Annotated in this window: 18 protein-coding genes; 10 read left to right on the top strand and 8 right to left on the bottom strand. The window is 67.8% G+C overall.

Annotation, left to right across the window (positions count from 1 at the left end; genetic code table 11):
* Nucleotides 1-11 precede the first annotated feature (11 nt).
* The 8 genes from ssuC to HPA01S_RS20915 form a co-directional block, all read right to left on the bottom strand.
* Nucleotides 12-902 carry an aliphatic sulfonate ABC transporter permease SsuC gene (ssuC, locus tag HPA01S_RS20950; RefSeq protein ID WP_066273181.1) on the bottom strand — a complete coding sequence of 297 codons (891 nt, stop codon included), beginning with the start codon at nt 900-902 and terminating at the stop codon, nt 12-14.
* Nucleotides 899-1,285 carry a VOC family protein gene (locus HPA01S_RS20945; RefSeq protein ID WP_066273179.1) on the bottom strand — a complete coding sequence of 129 codons (387 nt, stop codon included), beginning with the start codon at nt 1,283-1,285 and terminating at the stop codon, nt 899-901. The genes ssuC and HPA01S_RS20945 overlap by 4 nt, the downstream gene beginning before the upstream one ends.
* 9 nt (nt 1,286-1,294) lie before the next feature.
* Nucleotides 1,295-2,467: an FMNH2-dependent alkanesulfonate monooxygenase gene (ssuD, locus tag HPA01S_RS20940; protein ID WP_066273177.1), complete on the bottom strand. Its 1,173-nt coding sequence runs from the start codon at nt 2,465-2,467 to the stop codon at nt 1,295-1,297.
* A 106-nt stretch (nt 2,468-2,573) separates the two neighbouring features.
* Nucleotides 2,574-3,536 (bottom strand): sulfonate ABC transporter substrate-binding protein, encoded by a 963-nt coding sequence (locus HPA01S_RS20935; RefSeq protein ID WP_066273189.1) that lies wholly within the window; start codon nt 3,534-3,536, stop codon nt 2,574-2,576.
* Nucleotides 3,537-3,692: 156 nt separating this feature from the next.
* Nucleotides 3,693-4,736: a sulfonate ABC transporter substrate-binding protein gene (locus tag HPA01S_RS20930; protein ID WP_084360881.1), complete on the bottom strand. Its 1,044-nt coding sequence runs from the start codon at nt 4,734-4,736 to the stop codon at nt 3,693-3,695.
* A 121-nt stretch (nt 4,737-4,857) separates the two neighbouring features.
* A complete protein-coding gene (gene ssuE, locus HPA01S_RS20925) occupies nt 4,858-5,442 on the bottom strand; it encodes an NADPH-dependent FMN reductase (protein ID WP_066273175.1) in 585 nt (194 codons plus the stop codon).
* 42 nt (nt 5,443-5,484) lie between these two features.
* Complete coding sequence (locus HPA01S_RS20920) at nt 5,485-6,498, bottom strand: sulfate ABC transporter substrate-binding protein (protein ID WP_066273173.1); 1,014 nt, start codon at nt 6,496-6,498, stop codon at nt 5,485-5,487.
* Between the two features lie 165 nt (nt 6,499-6,663).
* On the bottom strand, nt 6,664-7,560 hold the full coding sequence (locus HPA01S_RS20915; protein ID WP_066273171.1) for a LysR family transcriptional regulator: 897 nt from the start codon (nt 7,558-7,560) through the stop codon (nt 6,664-6,666).
* A gap of 117 nt (nt 7,561-7,677) precedes the next feature.
* Between HPA01S_RS20915 and HPA01S_RS20910 the strand changes: the two genes are divergently transcribed.
* From HPA01S_RS20910 to HPA01S_RS20865, 10 genes are all read left to right on the top strand, one after another.
* The gene (locus HPA01S_RS20910; protein ID WP_245638714.1) at nt 7,678-8,709 is read left to right on the top strand and encodes a Bug family tripartite tricarboxylate transporter substrate binding protein; all 1,032 of its coding nucleotides are present in this window, start codon (nt 7,678-7,680) and stop codon (nt 8,707-8,709) included.
* A 2-nt stretch (nt 8,710-8,711) separates the two neighbouring features.
* On the top strand, nt 8,712-9,995 hold the full coding sequence (locus tag HPA01S_RS20905; protein WP_066273168.1) for an FAD-dependent oxidoreductase: 1,284 nt from the start codon (nt 8,712-8,714) through the stop codon (nt 9,993-9,995).
* Nucleotides 9,996-10,001: 6 nt separating this feature from the next.
* Nucleotides 10,002-10,838, top strand: a complete 837-nt coding sequence (locus HPA01S_RS20900; protein ID WP_066273167.1) for a shikimate dehydrogenase family protein — start codon at nt 10,002-10,004, stop codon at nt 10,836-10,838.
* A gap of 212 nt (nt 10,839-11,050) precedes the next feature.
* Entirely contained in the window at nt 11,051-11,605 is a 555-nt protein-coding gene (locus HPA01S_RS20895) for a TRAP transporter small permease (protein ID WP_066273183.1), read from the top strand.
* Nucleotides 11,602-12,882, top strand: a complete 1,281-nt coding sequence (locus HPA01S_RS20890; protein WP_066273163.1) for a TRAP transporter large permease — start codon at nt 11,602-11,604, stop codon at nt 12,880-12,882. The genes HPA01S_RS20895 and HPA01S_RS20890 overlap by 4 nt, the downstream gene beginning before the upstream one ends.
* A 68-nt stretch (nt 12,883-12,950) precedes the next feature.
* Nucleotides 12,951-13,970 carry a TRAP transporter substrate-binding protein gene (locus tag HPA01S_RS20885; protein WP_066273162.1) on the top strand — a complete coding sequence of 340 codons (1,020 nt, stop codon included), beginning with the start codon at nt 12,951-12,953 and terminating at the stop codon, nt 13,968-13,970.
* Complete coding sequence (locus HPA01S_RS20880; RefSeq protein WP_066273161.1) at nt 13,967-14,806, top strand: SDR family NAD(P)-dependent oxidoreductase; 840 nt, start codon at nt 13,967-13,969, stop codon at nt 14,804-14,806. Before HPA01S_RS20885 ends, HPA01S_RS20880 begins: the two co-directional genes overlap by 4 nt.
* 33 nt (nt 14,807-14,839) lie before the next feature.
* Nucleotides 14,840-15,565, top strand: a complete 726-nt coding sequence (locus HPA01S_RS20875; protein ID WP_066273156.1) for a GntR family transcriptional regulator — start codon at nt 14,840-14,842, stop codon at nt 15,563-15,565.
* Nucleotides 15,562-16,425 (top strand): isocitrate lyase/PEP mutase family protein, encoded by an 864-nt coding sequence (locus HPA01S_RS20870; protein ID WP_066273154.1) that lies wholly within the window; start codon nt 15,562-15,564, stop codon nt 16,423-16,425. The genes HPA01S_RS20875 and HPA01S_RS20870 overlap by 4 nt, the downstream gene beginning before the upstream one ends.
* Nucleotides 16,426-16,470: 45 nt before the next feature.
* The gene (locus HPA01S_RS20865) at nt 16,471-17,877 is read left to right on the top strand and encodes an FAD-binding oxidoreductase (protein WP_066273151.1); all 1,407 of its coding nucleotides are present in this window, start codon (nt 16,471-16,473) and stop codon (nt 17,875-17,877) included.
* Nucleotides 17,878-17,947 lie beyond the last annotated feature (70 nt).

Genomic DNA, 17,947 nt, shown 5'->3' with positions numbered 1-17,947 from the left:
CAGGGGGGTGTTCATTTCTGATACCCCGGGTGCCAGCGCAGCCAGTAGCTTTCAAGACTGCGGGCGAACACATCGGCCAGCTTGCCGAGCGCGGCGTAGAGCAGGATGCCCACCAGCACGATGTCGGTCTGCAGGAATTCGCGTGCGTTCATCGTCAGGTAACCGATGCCGGCCTGGGCCGAGATGGTCTCGGCCACGATCAGGATCACCCACATCAGGCCGAGCGAAAACCGCAGGCCGACCAGGATGGACGACAGCGCGCCGGGCAGGATGATCTGGGTGTACAGGCCCCAGCGCGAGAGGCCATAGGTGCGGCCCATTTCGATCAGGCCCGGGTCCACGTTGCGGATGCCGTGGAAGGTGTTGAGGTAGATCGGGAAGAACACCGCCACCGCGATCAGGAACAGCTTGGCCACTTCGTCGATGCCGAACCACAGGATGACCAACGGAATCAGCGCCAGCGCAGGGATGTTGCGCACCATCTGGATGCTGGAGTCGAGCAGGGTCTCGAAGAACTTCACCGAACCGGTGAGCAGGCCCAGCAGCAGGCCCAGGCCACCGCCCACCGCCAGGCCGATCAGCGCGCGGCCGGCGCTCACCTTCACGTGCGTCCACAGTTCACCGGAGAGCGCCAGCGTCCAGAACGCGGCCACCACGTCCACCGGTGCCGGCAGCACGCGGGTGGACAACCAGCCGAAGGACGAGGACAGCTGCCACAGCACCACCAGCAGCACCGGCACCAGCCAGGGCAGGAAACGTTGCCACGCCGAGCGCAGCAGCTGGCCGACCCGGGGTGCGGCAATGCGGCCTGGCAGCAGGCCCCAGCCGGGGGCGTCGAAGGTGTCGGGCACGGGCGTGACGGAGGCCTCGCGAAGGGTTTGTGCCTGGGCGGACTGGGTCATGGTGCTTCACTGCCTTGTGAGAGATCGGGTTCGAGGAATTCGAGCGGGTTGCCGGCCGGGTCGTTGACGTAAAAGCGCAGGTGGCCGGGCAGCGGACGGGTCTCGTCGATCTGCAGGCCGGCACCGAGCAGGCGGGCGCGAAAGCCCGGCAGGTTCTGGACCTCGAAGGCCAGGCGCGAGGGCTGCGTTGCCGGCGCGGGTGTCCAGTCGGGCACCGGCACCAGGTCCACGCGCTGCGAGGCGGCGTAGAAGCGCAGGGCGTTGCCCGTGCCACCCAGGCGGAATTCCTTCAGGCCGAGCAGCTCGCCGTAGAAGTGCCGCACCAGGGCCTGCTGCCCGGCGGGAAAGCCGAGCTGCACGTGGTGGATGGAGTGGATGCTCATGGCGCGTCCTCAGCTTTGTGCGGCGCGTGGCACGAACACATTGGCCACGGTCTCCCCGAAGGGGCCGGTGAGCGGTGCGCCGGGCAGCAGCTTCTCGCGCAACTGGCGCGGCAGCAGCGGGAACACCAGCTCGGCAAACCGGTAGGCCTCTTCCAGGTGCGGGTAGCCCGAGAAGATGAAGTTCTCCAGGCCCAGGTCGGCGTATTCCTGGATGCGCGCGGCCACCGTCAGCGGGTCGCCCACCAGCGCGGTGCCGGCACCACCACGCACCAGGCCGACGCCGGCCCACAGGTTGGGGCTGATCTCCAGGTCGGCGCGGGTGCGCTTGGCCCCGCCGGCGTGCAGCGCGGCCATGCGGCGCTGGCCTTCCGAATCCATCTTGGCAAACGCGGCCTGCGCGCGGTTCACCACGTCGTCGTCGAGCTTGCTGATGAGCGCGTCGGCAGCGGCCCAGGCTTCGGCGTCGGTCTCGCGCACGATCACGTGCAGGCGGATGCCGAACTTCACCGTGCGGCCATGCCTGGCGGCGCGGGCGCGCACGTCGGCCACTTTCTTCGCCACCTCGGCGGGCGGTTCGCCCCAGGTCAGGTAGGTCTCGACCTGCTCGGCCGCGAGTTCGTGTGCGGCCTCCGAAGAACCGCCGAAATACACCGGCGGGTGCGGCTGCTGCAGCGGCGGGAAGAACAGCTTGGCGCCTTTCACCTGCAGGTGCTTGCCGTCGTAGTCGAAGCTCTCGCCGTCGTGGCTGCGCGAGAGAATTTCGCGCCAGATGCGGATGAACTCGGCCGACTGTTCGTAGCGTTGCGCGTGGTCCAGGAACACGCCGTCGCCTTCCAGCTCGGCGCGGTCACCACCGGTGACGAGGTTGATGAGCAGGCGCCCGCCCGAGAGGCGGTCGAAGCTGGCGGCCATGCGTGCGGCCAGCGCCGGCTGGTGCAGGCCGGGGCGCACGGCCACCAGGAACTTCAGGCGCTGCGTCACCGGCAGCAGGCTGGCCGCCACCACCCACGGGTCTTCGCAGGAACGGCCGGTGGGAATCAGCACACCTTCGTAACCCAGGCTGTCCGCGGCCTGGGCCACCTGCTTGAGGTAGTCGTGGCTGAGCTGCCGCCCACCTTGCGCCGTACCCAGGTAGCGACTGTCGCCGTGGGTGGGGATGAACCAGAAGATGTTGAGTGACATAGCGTTCCGAGCGAAGGGGTTTGTTCAAGTGGCGCCGAGGAACCGGCTTTGCCGGGCCTCTGGTGCCGCCCCCTTGAGGGGGTCGCGCGAAGCGCGGCGGGGGTGGTCAACCCGCATTTACGGCGGCTTCAAGCACGTTGATCTTTTTCGGGATCAGCTTGAGGTTGAAGAAGGTGTCGGCGATGACCTGTTGCTCTTGCAGGATGGCCTTGGTGATCGGGCCCGTGCCATAGACGGCGCGCGCCACCGAGCGGTCCACCACCGGCTTGGGCAGGCCCCACAGCGGCGCGAACTCGGCGGCCAGGGCGTCGCGGTGGGCGCTGCCCCACTGGTCGAGCTTGTTGATTTCTTCGATCAGCACCTTCACCACGTCGGCGTTCTTCGCCGCGTAGTCGAGCGTGGAGAAGTAGTAGGCGCGGTTGTTCACCACGCCGGTGGCGTCGGCCAGGATGCGGCCTTCCAGGCCGACTTCGGCGGCGGCCAGGAACGGGTCCCAGATCACCCAGGCGTCGATGGCGCCCTTTTCGAACGCGGCCCGCGCGTCCGACGGCGGCAGGAAGACGGACTGCACGTCCTCGTACTTCAGGCCGTGTTTCTCCAGCAGCTTCACCAGGAAGTAGTGCACGTTGGAGCCCTTGTTGTAGGCCACCTTCTTGCCCTTGAGGTCGGCCACCGTTTTGATGGCCGACGACTTGGGCACCAGCACCGCTTCGGTGGCGGGGCGTGGCACGGTGGCGGCCACGTAGGCCAGCGGCGCGCCGGCGGCCTGCGCGAAGATCGGCGGCGCTTCGCCGACGTCACCGAAGTCGATCGAGCCTACGTTGAGCGCTTCGAGCTGCACCGGGCCGGCGGTGAATTCGGTCCAGCTCAGCTTCACGCCCAGCGGGGCGAGGCGCTGTTCCAGCGTGCCGCGGCCCTTGAGCAGGCTGAGCAAGCCTTTCTGGTGGCCAATGCGCAGCACGCGTTGGGTGGTTTGCGCCTGTGCGGAAAGGCTGGGCAGGGTGGCGAGTGCGGCGGCGCCCACGCCAGAGAGGACGAAGCGGCGGCGGTTGGTGAAATCGAAAGTCATGGTGGTCTTTGCAGGTGTTGAAAGGGCGCTGCGTGCTTTCGCGGCAGCGATGCTCCAGGCGGCGGCCGTGGTGGCGAGCAGCCTGGCGATGTGGCGGCGCAGGTCGGCCGCATCGAAGGGCTTGGACATGGCGGGCTCCGCGTGGCGGTGAGGGCGTCAGGGTTGCGACACCACCACCGCTTCGCTCACACGGATGGCCTTGGGAATCAGCTTCAGATCAAAGAAGGTGTCGGCGATCTTTTGCTGGTCGGCGGCCACGGCGGCGGTGATCGGCTTCACGTTGAACTCGTAGCGCTGCAGCGCGAGCTCCACCACCTCCACCGGCAGGCCTTGCAGCGGCGCGATGAGTTCGGCGGCCTGGCGCAGGTTTTTCTTGAGCCAGATGCCTTGCGCCACCGAGTCGGCGAACAGGGCTTCGATCACCTTCGGGTTCTTGTTGACGAAGTGGCGCGCGCCCAGGTAGTACTGGTAGTTGTTGACCACACCGCCCGTGCCATCGGCCAGCACGCGGGCGCCAGTGGCTTTTTCGGCCGCGGCCTGGAAGGGGTCCCAGATCACCCAGGCGTCCACGTTCTTGCTTTCGAACGCGGCGCGGCCATCGGCGGGCGCCAGGTACACCGGCGTGATGTCGGTGATCTTCAGGCCGTGTTTTTCCAGCTGCTTCACCAGCAGGTAGTGCACGTTGCTGCCCTTGTTGAGCGCCACCTTTTTGCCTTTGAGATCGGCCACCGACCGGATGGGCGAGTCTTTGGTGACGAGGATGGCCTCGGCGCGTGGCGCGGCCGGATCAAAACCGAAGTAGACGAACTGCGCACCGGCGGCCTGCGCGAAGATGGGCGGGGCCTCGCCCACGTAACCCACGTCCACCGCGCCCACGTTCAGGCCTTCGAGCAGTTGCGGGCCGGCCGGGAACTCGACCCATTTCACGCCGAAGCCGAGCGGCGCGAGTTTTTTCTCCAGCGTGCCCTGCGCCTTCTGCAGCACGAACAGGCTGGCCGATTTCTGGTAACCGATGCGCAGCTCGGCCTTACCCTGGGCGTGTGCCTCGGGCACCGGCAACAACAGCAGCGCGAGGCCGAAGGCGGCGATCAGGAAGACCAGTGCGCCGAGTGCCCAGCGCCGCAAGTGGCTCAGGCGCGATGGGACGCTGCTGGTGCCGGCGGGGCCGGCATCGGGGTGGTGTTGGAAGAGTTCGCTCATGGTGAAAGTCCTCTGTGACGAAGCGCAGGCAAAAGCCGTCCAGGCCACCTGCGCGGTGGCTGAAAAAACGAATGGGGATGCAGGCGGAAATCGGCCGGGTGGGGTCCCGGCTCGCAGCGGGTCAGACGCTACATCGCACCTGGGCAAACGGCACGGGCGCAAACCCGGCCGCGACCGGCATTCGCAGGCCTTCGTGGAGGAGGGTGTTCACGGCGTCGTCGAGCCGGGCACCGATGTCGTCACCGACGTGGTATTGACCTTCGGTGTCTTTGGGAATCTGCGCGTCGGTGGCGTAGACCCCGGGCAGGATGTGGCGCGCGGCCAGCGACTGCAGCACGGGCCGCAGCGCGTAGTCGAGCGCCAGCATGTGGTGCGGGCTGCCGCCGGTGGCCAGCGGCAACACCACCTTGCCCTTGAGGGCCGATTGCGGCAGCAAATCCAGGAACACCTTGAGCACGCCGCTGTAGGCCGCCTTGTAGACCGGCGTGGCGACCACGATGGCGCGGGCGGTGTCCACCTGGCTCACCGCCGCGCGGATGGACTTGTGGTTCACGTCCGCGAGCAGCAGGGCCTGGGGCGACAGATCCCGGATGTGCAGGCGCTCGATGAGCGCATGGCGCAAGCCCAGTCGTTGGGACACCGCGTCGAGCAGGGCCGCCGAGCGGGAATGCTCGGACGGGCTGCCGGCGATCAGGAGAATGGACACGGTGTGGCTTTCCGAAACGTGGTGGTGCAGGGCTGGCTGGGCTTACTTCTTGGTGTAGATCTGGTCGAAGCTGCCACCGTCGGAGAAGTGCACCTTGGCGGCTTTTTCCCAACCACCGAAGGCGTCTTCGATCTTGAACAGGTTGATCTTGGGCAGCTGCTTGGCGTACTTGGCCTGGGCCTTGGCCGAGGTCGGGCGGTAGAAGTGCTTGCCGATGATGTCCTGCGCCTCTTCGGTGTACAGGTATTCCAGATAGGCCTGGGCCACGGCGCGCGTGCCCTTCTTGTCGACGTTCTTGTCAACAACAGTCACGGCGGGCTCGGCCAGGATGGACAACGAGGGGTAGACGAAGTCCACCTTGTTGCCGAACTCCTTCTCCAGCAGGTAGGCCTCGTTCTCCCAGGCCACGAGCACGTCGCCCTGGTTGCGCTGCGAGAAGGTGATGGTGGAGCCGCGCGCGCCGGTGTCGAGCACGGGCACGTTGCTGTACAGCTTGCCGACGAATTCCTTGGCCTTGTCGTCGCTGCCGTACTTGCGCTTGGCAAATTCCCAGGCGGCCAGGTAATTCCAGCGCGCGCCGCCGGAGGTCTTGGGGTTGGGCGTGATGACCTTGACGTCGGGGCGGATCAGGTCGTCCCAGTCCTTGATGTTCTTGGGGTTGCCGGCGCGCGTCACCAGCACGATGGTGGAGGCGTAGGGTGTGCTGTTGAGCGGCAGGCGTTTCTGCCAGTCCTTGGGGATCCAGTTGCCGTTGTCGTGCAGGGCGTCGGTGTCACCGGCCAGGGCCAGGGTGGCAACGTCGGCATCGAGGCCGTCGATGATGGAGCGGGCCTGCTTGCCCGAGCCGCCATGGCTTTGTTTGATGGTCACGTCCTGGCCGGTCTTGGCCTTCCAGAACTTGCTGAAGGCGGCGTTGTACTCGACGTACAGTTCGCGCGTCGGGTCGTAGGACACGTTGAGCAGCGTCACCGGCGCGGGCTGGGCCACGGCGGAAAGCGCGCTGGCGGTGAGAGCAGTGGCGGCGAAAGCCTGGATCAGTTGGCGGCGGGTGGTCATGTGTTCCTCATGGGGTGCATTGAAGGGATGGCGGATGATCCTTTCAAAGCCACGGATGTGGAACGAATGCTTTTTTGGTTGTTTATTACTTAAACATCTGTGGCGCCTTTGCGGCCTTTGCGGCCTTTGCCGCCGCCACGCACCCACCCACGTGCTCTGCTGGCTTCAAGCGTGCTGCCGCGTCAGCGCGCGGAAGCCCTGCCGCACGCGCTCCACCAGGGCCTGTTCCAGTGCCGAGCTGGGAAAGTTGGGGTTGCGCACCCGGTAGACCTTGCTGGTGGGGGCCTTGCGCACCGGGCGGAAGGCCAGCCGGTCGTGTGGCCAGGCGCGGGCGGTGAGGCTGTCCACCACGGCCACGCCGGCACCGGCCGCGGCCAGCGCGCACGCCACCTGGCCCGAGCGCACCTCGATGCGGAACTGGCGCGGGTCGATGGCCGGGTAGGCCTCGGCCACCAGCCGGCCCTGGGGCGTGTCGGGGCTGAAGGCGATCAGCTTCTCTTTCACGATCTCGGCAATCGGCACCGAGGTCTCGCGCTCGAAGCGGTGGCCCTTCTGGAATACGCAGCTCAATGACCAGGCGCCGATCACCTCCGTCACCAGCGGCGCGTGGTCGATCGGCAGGTTGCTGATGCCCACGTCGGCTTCCCCGGTGGACAGCAGGCGCACCATGTCGCGCACCAGTTGCGACTCCACATAGATGCGCGAGTCCGGGTAGTCGGCCGACACCGAGGCAACCGCGCTCGGCACGATCTCCAGCAAGGTGCTCGGGCTGGCCAGCACACGCACCGACAGGCCGCCGCCCGATTTCAACGCCTGGGCCCGCGCGTCGATGCGCTGCACGCCGCGGTACACCTGCTCCACCTCGGCATACAGGGCGTGTGCTTCGGGCGTGGGCTTGAGGCGGCCCTTGCCGCGTTCGAACAGGCTGACGCCGAGCTGCAGCTCGATGTGGCCGATCATGCGGCTGATGCCGGGCTGCGAGACGTGCAGCAGGCGGGCCGCGTCGGCGGTGGAGCCGGTCAGCATGGTGGCGCGGAAAACTTCAATCTGTCGCAGGTTCATGGCAGCTCCTCGTCGATAACATGATGTTATTTCATGGCATTGAATTGGTATTTGCCTGTTAGGGGGTGGCTTCCTACGATGCCGGCTTCCCTCAAAGCCATCGTCTGGAGACACAACATGCCCTCGCATTCCTCTTCGCCCCTGCCCGAATCCCCGATGACGCCGGTGCTGCGCCGCCGTGCGCTGCTGTCCGGTGCCGCCGCACTGGGCTGTGCCGCCGCCGTCTGGCCGCAGGGCGTGCTGGCCAACAGCGCCTGGCCCACGCGCCCCGTGCGCATCATCGTGCCGTTCGCGCCGGGTGGTGGTGCCGACAGCTCGGCCCGCGTGCTGGCCGAATTGCTGGCGCCGCAGCTGGGCCAGGGCGTGATCGTGGAGAACAAGCCGGGTGCGGGCAGCGCCATCGGCGTGGCCGCGGCCGCGCAGAGCAAGGACGGCCACACCCTGCTGATGGGTAGCAACAGCATGGTGATCAACCCCTCGCTGATGCCCGCCATCGGCTACGACGTGGCGCGCGATTTCGACGCGCTCGGCATGGTGTCGTCCCAGCCGCTGGTGCTGGTGGTGCCCGCCAGCTCGGCGCCGAAGACGCTGGCCGACGTGATCGCCGAAGCCAAGGCCAAGCCCGGCCACCTGACCGCGGGCAACAGCGGCAACGGCACGCTGGCCCACCTGGCCGCGGAAATCTTCGCCGGCCAGACCGGCACCTCGCTCACCACCGTGCCCTACAAGGGCGAGAGTGCGCTCATGCCCGATCTGATGAGCGGCCTGGTGTCCATGGGCTTCCTGAACCTGCCCAGCGTGTTGCCCCATGTGCGTTCGGGACGGCTGCGCGCCATCGCCGTGTCTTCGCCCAAGGAAGCGCCGGAGCTGCCGGGCGTGCCGACCTTCCGTTCCCTGAACCAGCCGAGCCTGGAAGTGCTGGGCTGGGCCGCGCTGTTCGCGCCGAAGGATTCGATCCCCGCCGCCGGCATGGCTCGGCTGGAGTCGCTGCTGGCCGCCGCGCTGGCGTCGGATTCGGTGCGCAACCGCTTCGCCACCCTGGGTGTGACGCCGGTGATCGAAAGCCGCGCCGAGACCACGAAGTTCATGAAGTCCGAGACCGAGCGTTACGCTGCGGTGATCAAGGCGCGCGGCATCAAGGCGGGCTGAGCATGGACACCGATGTGCTGGTGTGTGGCGGCGGTGTCGCCGGCACCATGGCGGCAGTGGCGGCGGCGCGCGCAGGCGCGTCGGTGCTGCTGGTCGAGCGTTACGGCTTTCTGGGTGGCAATGCCACCGGTGGTGCGGTGGCCCAGTTCAACAGCTGGCAGACCAGCGCCGGCCGCCGCGTCATCGCCGGCCTGGCCGCCGAAGTGGTGCAGCGCCTGGAGGCCTATGGCGCGGCGCGGCCGCACGATGTGTTCGTGATGTCGACCGGGCACCGCATGGACCGCGTGGAGTACGCGCCCGAGGTGCTCAAGCTGGTGCTGGACGATCTGGTGACCGAAGCCGGCGTGCAGCCGATGCTGCACACCAGCGTGTGCGGCGTGGACTGCGAAGGCGGCCGCGTGCGTGCCGTGCGCCTGCTCACCAAGAGTGGCGAGATTGAGGTGCACCCGCGGGTGCTGATCGACACCTCGGGTGACATCGACGTGCTGCACCGCGCGGGCGCGCCTTTCCTGCCACTGGAGCAGGGCGACGACCTGCAGCCGGCGACCATGATGTTCCGCTTCGGCCCGATCGACTTCGCGCGTTTCGACGCGTTGACGCCGGCCGAGCTGCAGGCGCTGGCCCGCGCCGGTTATGCCAGCGGCGAGCTGGCCCGGGCGGCGCTGCATGCCTCGCGCAACCCGTTCTCGTCGGATGGCTGGTTCAACATCAGCCGCCTGGGCATCGACGCCACCGACGCCAGCGCGCTCAGCCGCGCCGAGATCGAAGGGCGACGCCAGGCCTGGCAGGCCGCGGCCTATCTGCAGCGCGCCGTGCCCGGTTGCGAGAACGGCCGCCTGCAGGCGTTTGCCACGCAGGTCGGCGTTCGGGAAACCCGGCGCGTGGAGGGTGAACACATCCTCACCGCGGAAGAACTCATCCTGCCCGAGAACTTCGCCGACGGCATTGCCTGCGGCGCCTACCCGATCGACATCCACCCAGTCGCGGGCGGCGAGCTGATCTACTCGTCCATGGGCGACGACCACGCGTACCAGATTCCCTACCGCAGCCTGATCCCCAAGGGCATCAGCAACGCGCTGGTGGCGGGGCGCGGCATCTCGGCCACGCACGCGGCACTGGCGGCCATCCGGGTCATGACGATCTCGATGGCGGTGGGGCAGGCCGCCGGCACCGCGGCGGCCATGGCCTGCCAGGCCGATGGTGGCGCCGAGCTGGACGTGCGCCAGGTGGACCCGGTGGCGCTGCGGGCCAGCCTGGTGGCGCAGGGCGCGCTGGTCGGCGGCTGAACGACGATGCACATCGACGGCCACACCGGGCTGATTGCCCACATCGGTTTCCCGACGCACACCTTCAAGTCGCCGTTGATCTACAACCCGTACTTCGAGTCGGCCGGCATCAACGCGCTGGTGGTGCCCATGGGCTGCCGCCCGGCGCACTTTCCGGCGCTGCTGCGCAGCTTCTTCGCACTGGAGAACGCGGTGGGCGCGCTCATCACCATGCCGCACAAGGTCACCACCCTGGAGCTGCTCGACGAGGCCAGCGTGGCGGTGCAGGTGGCGGGCTCGTGCAACGCGGTGCGGCGCGACGCCGACGGCCGCCTGGTGGGCGACATGTTCGACGGCGAGGGCTTTGTGCGCGGCCTGCGCCGCAAGGGCCTGCCGTTGCCGGGCGCTCGCGCCCTGGTGGTGGGCTGCGGTGGTGTGGGTTGTGCCATTGCCGCGTCGCTGGCCGGTGCCGGTGTTGGCACGCTGGCCCTGTTCGACCCGCGCACCGCGTCCGCCGAGGCCCTGGCCACGCGGCTGCGCCAGCACCACCCGGCGCTGCAGGTGTGGGTGGGCAGCAAGGACCCGCAGGGTTTTGACCTGGTGGTGAACGCCACGCCGCTGGGCATGAACGCCGACGACCCCCTGCCGCTGGACGTGGACCGGCTCTCGCCCGGCAGCTTCGTTGGCGAGGTGGTGATGAAGGCCGAAATGACACCCCTGCTCGAAGCCGCCCGCGCGCGCGGCTGCACGGTGCAGGTCGGCACCGACATGTTGTTCGAGCAGATCCCCGCCTACCTGTCGTTTTTCGGCCTGCCAACGACCACACCCGAGGTTCTGCGCGCCGGCGCGCGCCTCGCCGGCTGAGCCCACTGCGACCCGGATGCCGGCGCCACGCCGGCGAGATAGCGGCCGAGCGCAGGCCGTGCCCCGTCGCCTTTGCGACTGGATTAGGTAATTACCCTAGTATGTATGCAGTACCTTACATACAACAATACCGACCATTCGAATTTTCCCGGAGAAGCATCCATGCCTTGCCGTTTTTCCTGTTTCCACGCTTGCGTGCGGGCAGCCACCCGATGAGCACGAGCTCACAACCCTCACGCGGATTCGTGATCCGCGGGCTGGAGGCCTTCCTGGCCTTCTGCCTCGTTGCCATGGTCATCATGGTGTTCGGCAACGTCGTGCTGCGCTACGGCTTTGACTCCGGCCTCGTCATGTCCGAAGAGCTCTCGCGCTTCGCCTTCATCTGGCTGGTCTTCGTGGGCGCGGTGGTGGCCATGCACGAAGGCTCCCACCTCGGCGTGGACTCGCTGGTGCGGGTACTGCCGCGCGGCGGCAAGATCGTTTGCCTGCTGGCCAGCGAGCTGCTCATCCTGGCCTGCTGCGCCATGTTCTTCTGGGGCACCTGGCGCCAGCACGAGGTGAACGCCACCACCATCGCCCAGGTCACCGGCATGTCCATGATCTGGATCTTCGGTATGGGTTACTTCACCAGCGTGGGCGTGGCCCTGGTGTCCCTGCACAAGCTCTGGCGCCTGGCCCGGGGCGAGCTGAGTGACGACGAGCTGATCGGCGTGCACGAAAGCGAAGAGCAGGTGGCCGCACCGGCCCCCGTGGGAGGCCGCCCATGACCGCCGGCGTGTTTGTGTTCTCGCTGCTCGGCGCCATGGCGCTGGGCATGCCGATCGCGTTTGCGCTGCTGGTCTGCGCCGTCGCGCTGATGATGCTGCAGGGCCAGGTGGACACCACCATCCTGTCGCAGAAGATCATCGAAGGGGCCGACAGCTTCCCGCTGCTGGCGATTCCCTTCTTCATGCTGGCCGGCGAACTGATGAACGCCGGGGGCATCTCCAAGCGCATCGTCAACTTCGCGCTGGCCTTCGTCGGCCACATCCGCGGTGGCCTGGGCGTCGTGGCCATCCTGGCCGCGGTGATCATGGCCGCCATCTCCGGCTCGGCCGCGGCCGACGCCGCCGCGCTGGCCACCATGCTCATCCCCATGATGCGGCAGGCGGGCTACAACATCCCGCGCTCGGCGGGCCTGATCTCGGCCGGTGGCGTCATCGCGCCGGTGCTGCCGCCTTCCATCGGCATGATCATCTTCGGCGTGGTGGCCAACGTGTCGATCGGCAAGCTGTTCATGGCCGCCATCGTGCCGGGCCTGCTGATGGGCGTGTCGCTGCTGATCGCCTGGACCATCGTGGCGCGCAAGGACAAGGTGACGGTGCTGCCGCGCATGCCGATGCGCGAACGCGCCAAGGTGGCGGTCAACAGCATCTGGGCGCTGGTGATGCCGGTGGGCATCGTCGGTGGCATGAAGTTCGGCATCTTCACGCCGACCGAAGCCGCCGTGGCCGCCGCGGTGTACGCCTTCGTGGTCGGCATGTTCGTGTACCGCGAACTCAAGTGGAATGCCATCTACCCGCTGATCGTCTCGGCCGCCAAGACCACCGCCGTGGTGGTGTTCCTGATTGCCTGTGCGCTGGTCTCGGGCTGGCTGATCACGGCGTCGGACATTCCGCAACAGGTCAGCGAACTGCTGCAGCCGTTCGTGGACAGCCCGATCCTGCTGATGGCCATCATGATGATCCTGGTCGTGATCGTCGGCACCGCGCTGGACTTCGCGCCGACGCTGCTGATCCTCACGCCGGTGCTGATGCCGCTGGTGCGCGAGGCCGGTATCGACCCGGTGTACTTCGGTGTGCTGTTCATCATGAACAACGCCATCGGCCTGATCACGCCGCCGGTGGGCATCGTGCTCAACGTGGTCTGCGGCGTGGCCAAGCTGCGCATGGGCGAGCTGATGAAGGGAATCATGCCCTTCCTGATCGCCGAGATCGCCGTGCTGTTCCTGCTGGTGCTGTTCCCGTCCATCGTGCTGGTGCCGCTGCGCTGGCTCACCGGTTGACGCGCACACCACCCGCCCCCAGACCTTTCCCCCCGCTTTTTTCTCGATTCCAACCAGGAGACTTTTCCATGTCCAACCGCTTCCGTACCGCCGCCCTCGCCACCGCCGCCCTGGCCGCCCTCGTGGCCGCCGTGCCTGCCCAGGCCCAGTTTGAAGCGCGCTCGCTGCGCGTGTCCTCCGGCGTCGCCAAGGGCCACCCGATCAGCTTCGGCATCACCAAGATGACGCAGTGCGCGGCCGAAAAATCCGGCGGCAAGCTCAAGCTGGTCACCTACTACGACGGCGCGCTGGGCAACGACACCACCGCCTCGCAACAAGTGCGCACCGGTTCGCTGGACATGGTGCTGACCTCCACCGCACCGCTGGTGGGTGCGATCCCGCAGCTGGCCGTGTTCGACCTGCCGTTCCTGTTCTCCAACGAAAAAGAAGCAGACCAGGTGCTCGACGGCGCCGTCGGCCAGTCCTTCGCACCCCGGTACGCGGCCGCCGGCCTGGTGAACCTGGCCTACTGGGAAAACGGTTTCCGCAACGTCAGCAACTCCAAGCGCCCGATCGCCAAGTGGGAAGACCTGCAAGGCGTGAAGATGCGCGTGATGCAGAACAAGGTGTTCCTCGACACCTTCAGCGCCCTCGGCAGCAACCCCACGCCGCTGGCTTTCTCCGAGGTGTACTCCGCGCTCGAAACCCGCACCGTGGACGGCCAGGAAAACCCGCTCGCGCTGATCGAGAACATGAAGTTCTACGAAGTGCAGAAGTACCTCTCGCTGACCCGCCACGCCTACAGCCCGCTGGCCGTGCTGATCTCCAAGAAGAAGTACGACACCCTCACGCCGCAGGAACAGGCCGTGATGCAGGAATGCGCCGTCGCCGGCCAGGAAGAGTCGCGCCGCGTCGGCCGTGCCGCCGATGCCGAAGTGATCGCCAAGCTGAAGAAGGGCGGCATGCAGGTCAACGAAGTGTCGGCCGCCGAACTGCAGCGCATGCGCGACAAGGTGAAGGACGTCTACGCCGCTCAAGCCAAGGTCGTGGGTGACGACACCATGAACGCGGTGAACGCCGAGCTGCAACGCATCCGCACCGCCAAGTGAGCGTGGCCGCCGTGCAGCCCATCCAGACCCTGCCGCCGGCCGGCCTGGTCGTCGCCGTCACCGGCGCGGCCCAGGGCATCGGCCTCGGCCTGGCGCGGCACTTCGCGCAGGCCGGCGCGCGCGTCGTGTTGTCCGACGTGAACGCCGAGGCCTGCCTCGCCGCGCGCGACACGTTGCGCGCCGAAGGCCACGAGGCCGAAGCCGCTGCCGCCGACGTGACCGATGCCGCCGCCTGCGAACGCATGGTGCAGACCGCCGTGGGCGCCTACGGCCGCCTGGACGTGATCGTCTGCAACGCCGGCGTGGCCCAGGTGAAACCCTTCATGGAACTGCAGGCCGCCGACTGGGACCTGCACTTCGCCGTCAACGTCAAGGGCGCCTTCCTGAGCCTGCAGGCCGCGGCGCGGCAGATGAAGACGCAGGAACCGCTGGCCGCCGGCCGCCCGCGTGGCAAGGTGATCACCATGGCGTCCATCGCCGCACGTTATGGCGCCGGCATCATGGCGCCGTACCAGGGCCCTTACCGCGCCAGCAAGGCGGCGGTCGTCAGCCTGACGCAGACCGCGGCCTATTCGCTGTCGCCGGACATCACCGTCAACGCGCTGTGCCCCGGCATCGTCGCCACCGACATGTGGACCCGCATGGACCGCGACCTGGCGCAGTTGAACAACGGCCGCGAAGGCGACGTGTTCGCCAGCCGCGTGGCCAACGTGCCGCTGGGCCGCGCGCAGACGCCGCAGGACGTGGCCGGCCTGGCGCTGTTCCTGGCCTCGCCCGCCTCGGACTACATGACGGGCCAGTCGATCAACATCGACGGTGGCCTGGTGCTCAGCTAAGGTCGCAGCCATCTTTCAACACGAGGACACCGCATGAACCGCAAGTTCGACTTCGAGCTGCCCAAGTCGCTCACCGAGATCGTTGCCAAGCGCCTGCGCCAGGCCATCATCGACGGTGAGTTCGCGCTCGGCGAGATGATCTCGGAAGACTCGCTGGCCGCGCTGTTCGGTGTCAGCCGCACGCCGGTGCGCGACGCGCTCTCGCTGCTGCAGAACACCGGGCTGGTGGAAATCCGGCCCAAGCGCGGCAGCTTCGTGTTTCAGCCGAGCGAAGAGGACATGCGCGCGATCTGCGACTTCCGCGTCATGCTGGAAGTACAGGCCGCGCGCTGCGCGCACGCCCACGACCACGACGGCGTGGTGCGCGCCATGCAGGCCGGCCTGGAAGAGATGCAGGCCGCCATCGACGCCGACGACAACGTGCGCTACGGCCACGCCGACTCGGCCTTCCACCTCACCTTCTTCCAGTACTCGGGCAACCCGTATCTGCTCGATGCCTACAACCTGGTGGCCGGCAAGATCGGTGCGCTGCGCACCGCGATGTCGCGCCAGTTTTCCGACGCGCGCGAGGTCTCGCTGGACGAGCACCGCACCGTCATCGCCCTGATCGACCAGGGCGACTTCGCCGCCCTCGAACGCCTGCTGCGCGTGCACATCGACCGCACCGTGGACGCCTACAAGCTGGCCGTGGACAGCGGCCGCATCGCCCAGGCGCCCGCGCCGCGGCAGCCTCGTTTTTCCAATACCTCTTCCACATGACCCAAGCTTCCCAACTGCGCCGCCTGCTGCAAGCCGGCGAGATCGTCATGGCGCCCGGCGCGCCCGACGCCATCACCGCCCGCCTGGTGCAGAAGGCCGGTTTCCCGGCCGTCTACATGACCGGCTTCGGCGCCACCGCCAGCCGCCTGGGCACGCCCGACATCGGTCTGCTGAGCCAGACCGAGATGACCGGCCACGCACGCGACATGGTGCGCGCGGTGGACATCCCGGTGATCGCCGATGCCGACACCGGTTACGGCGGCCCGTCCAACATCCACCGCACGGTGCGCGAGTACCTGCAGTCCGGCGTGGCCGCGATCCACCTGGAAGACCAGGTCGCGCCCAAGCGCTGCGGCCAGATGGCCGGCATCCGTCTGATGGACGCCGGTGAAAACGTGCGCCGCCTGTGCTGTGCGATCGAGGCGCGTGGCGATGGCGACATGCTCATCATCGGCCGCACCGATGCGCTGCCCGCCGCCGGCATCGACGAGGCCGTGCGCCGCGCCAAGCTGTACCAGGGCGCCGGGGTGGACCTGGTGTTCGTCGACGGCATCAAGACCGTGGCCGAGGTGGAGGCCGTGGCCCGCGCCGTGCCAGGCCCCAAGGTGGTCTCGCTGGTCGATGGCACACCGGCCGCCGCACTCACCGCCGCGCAGCTGCAGGGCATGGGTTTCTCGGTTGTGTTCTACGCCGTCACCGCGCTGTTCACCGCCGTGCGCGCGGTCTCCGATGCGCTGGCCGAACTCAAGCGCGCCGGCACGCCGCTGGGCGCGGCTGGCGGCATGGTGAGCTACGCCGACTTCACCGAACTGGTTGACCTGGACTTCCACAAAAGCCTGGACGACCGCTTCGGTTCCTGACACCGGTTTCTCGACTTTTTCTTTTTCATCCGTTCATCGCCGTCTATGTCCACGCTCGCCGTTTCCCATCCCGCCCTGCAGGAATTGCTCGACCAACTTGGCCCCGTCGCGGTGCTGATCGGCGATGCCGTGCCGGTGCGCAACCACAACGACTACAGCGGCCTGCCGCCCAGCCCGCCGATGGCGGTGGTGCGCCCGGCCGACACCGCCGGTGTGGCCACCGCGATGCGCATCTGCCACGCGCACGGCATCGGTGTGGTGCCGCAAGGCGGCCTGACCGGGCTGTGCGGCGGCGCCCGCGCCAGCGCGAACGAGATCGCGTTGTCGCTGGAACGCATGGTCGGCATCGAAGAAATCGACACCGCAGCCGCCACCATGACGGTGGCCGCCGGCACGCCGCTGGAAACCGTGCAGCAGGCCGCGCTGGCGGCCGGCTTCTTCTGCCCGCTCGACCTGGGCGCGCGGGGCTCCTGCGCGATTGGTGGCAACCTGTCGACCAACGCCGGTGGCAACCGCGTGATCCGCTACGGCATGGCGCGCGAGATGGTGCTGGGCGTGGAAGCGGTGCTGGCCGACGGCACCGTCGTCAACAGCCTGAACAAGATGATCAAGAACAACGCGGGCTTTGACCTCAAGCACGTGTTCATCGGCAGCGAAGGCACCCTGGGCATCATCACCCGCGTGGTGCTGCGCATGTTCCCCAAGGCCGGTTCGTCGGTGGTCGCCATGTGCGCCTGCGAAGACTACGCCGCCGTGCTGCGCCTGCTGGGCGCGGCGCGTTCGGGCCTGGGCCCGCTGCTGTCGGCCTTCGAGGTGATGTGGCCCGACTACTGGAACCGCGCCGTGGGCGAACTGCGCGCGCGCAACCCGTTTGCCGGCGACGACACGCCCTACGGCGCCTACGTGCTGATCGAAGCCCTGGGCACCGACCCGCAGGCCGATCTGCCGCGCTTCGAATCGTGGATGGAGTCGTTGCTGGAAGAGGGCGTGATCCCCAACGCGGTGGTGGCGCAGTCGCTGGCCGAAGAGCAGGCCCTCTGGGGTGTGCGCGATGCCTGCGGCGAACTGCACCAGACCTGGCCCGGCCACCTGGCCTTCGACATCGGCCTGCCGCAGACCGCCATGGACGAATACGCCCGCGCCTGCAAGGCCGAGCTGGCCGTCAAGGTGCCCGGCCTGGAAAGCGTGTTCTACGGCCACATCGGTGACGGCAACGTGCACATCGTGGCCTACCGCGCCGGCGACGCCGTGCAGCCCAAGGACGAGGTGGAAGAGGTGGTCTACAGCCTGGTGCAGCAGTACGGCGGCACGGTGTCGGCCGAGCACGGCATCGGCACCATCAAGCGCCGCTGGCTCGGCCACGCCCGCTCGCCCGAGCAGATTGCGCTGATGCGCACGCTCAAGCAGTCCATGGACCCCAAGGGCATCCTGAATCCGGGCAAGGTGCTCTGAGCCGGCGCGCTGCCGAACCGACACCCCCCCTGACGTTCACCTGGCTGGCGCCACCGCGCCAGCCGCACCA

The organism is Hydrogenophaga palleronii NBRC 102513 (genome assembly GCF_001571225.1).
GTDB classification, from domain to species: Bacteria; Pseudomonadota; Gammaproteobacteria; order Burkholderiales; family Burkholderiaceae_C; genus Hydrogenophaga; species Hydrogenophaga palleronii.
This window is presented reverse-complemented; position numbering and strand designations above follow the sequence as displayed.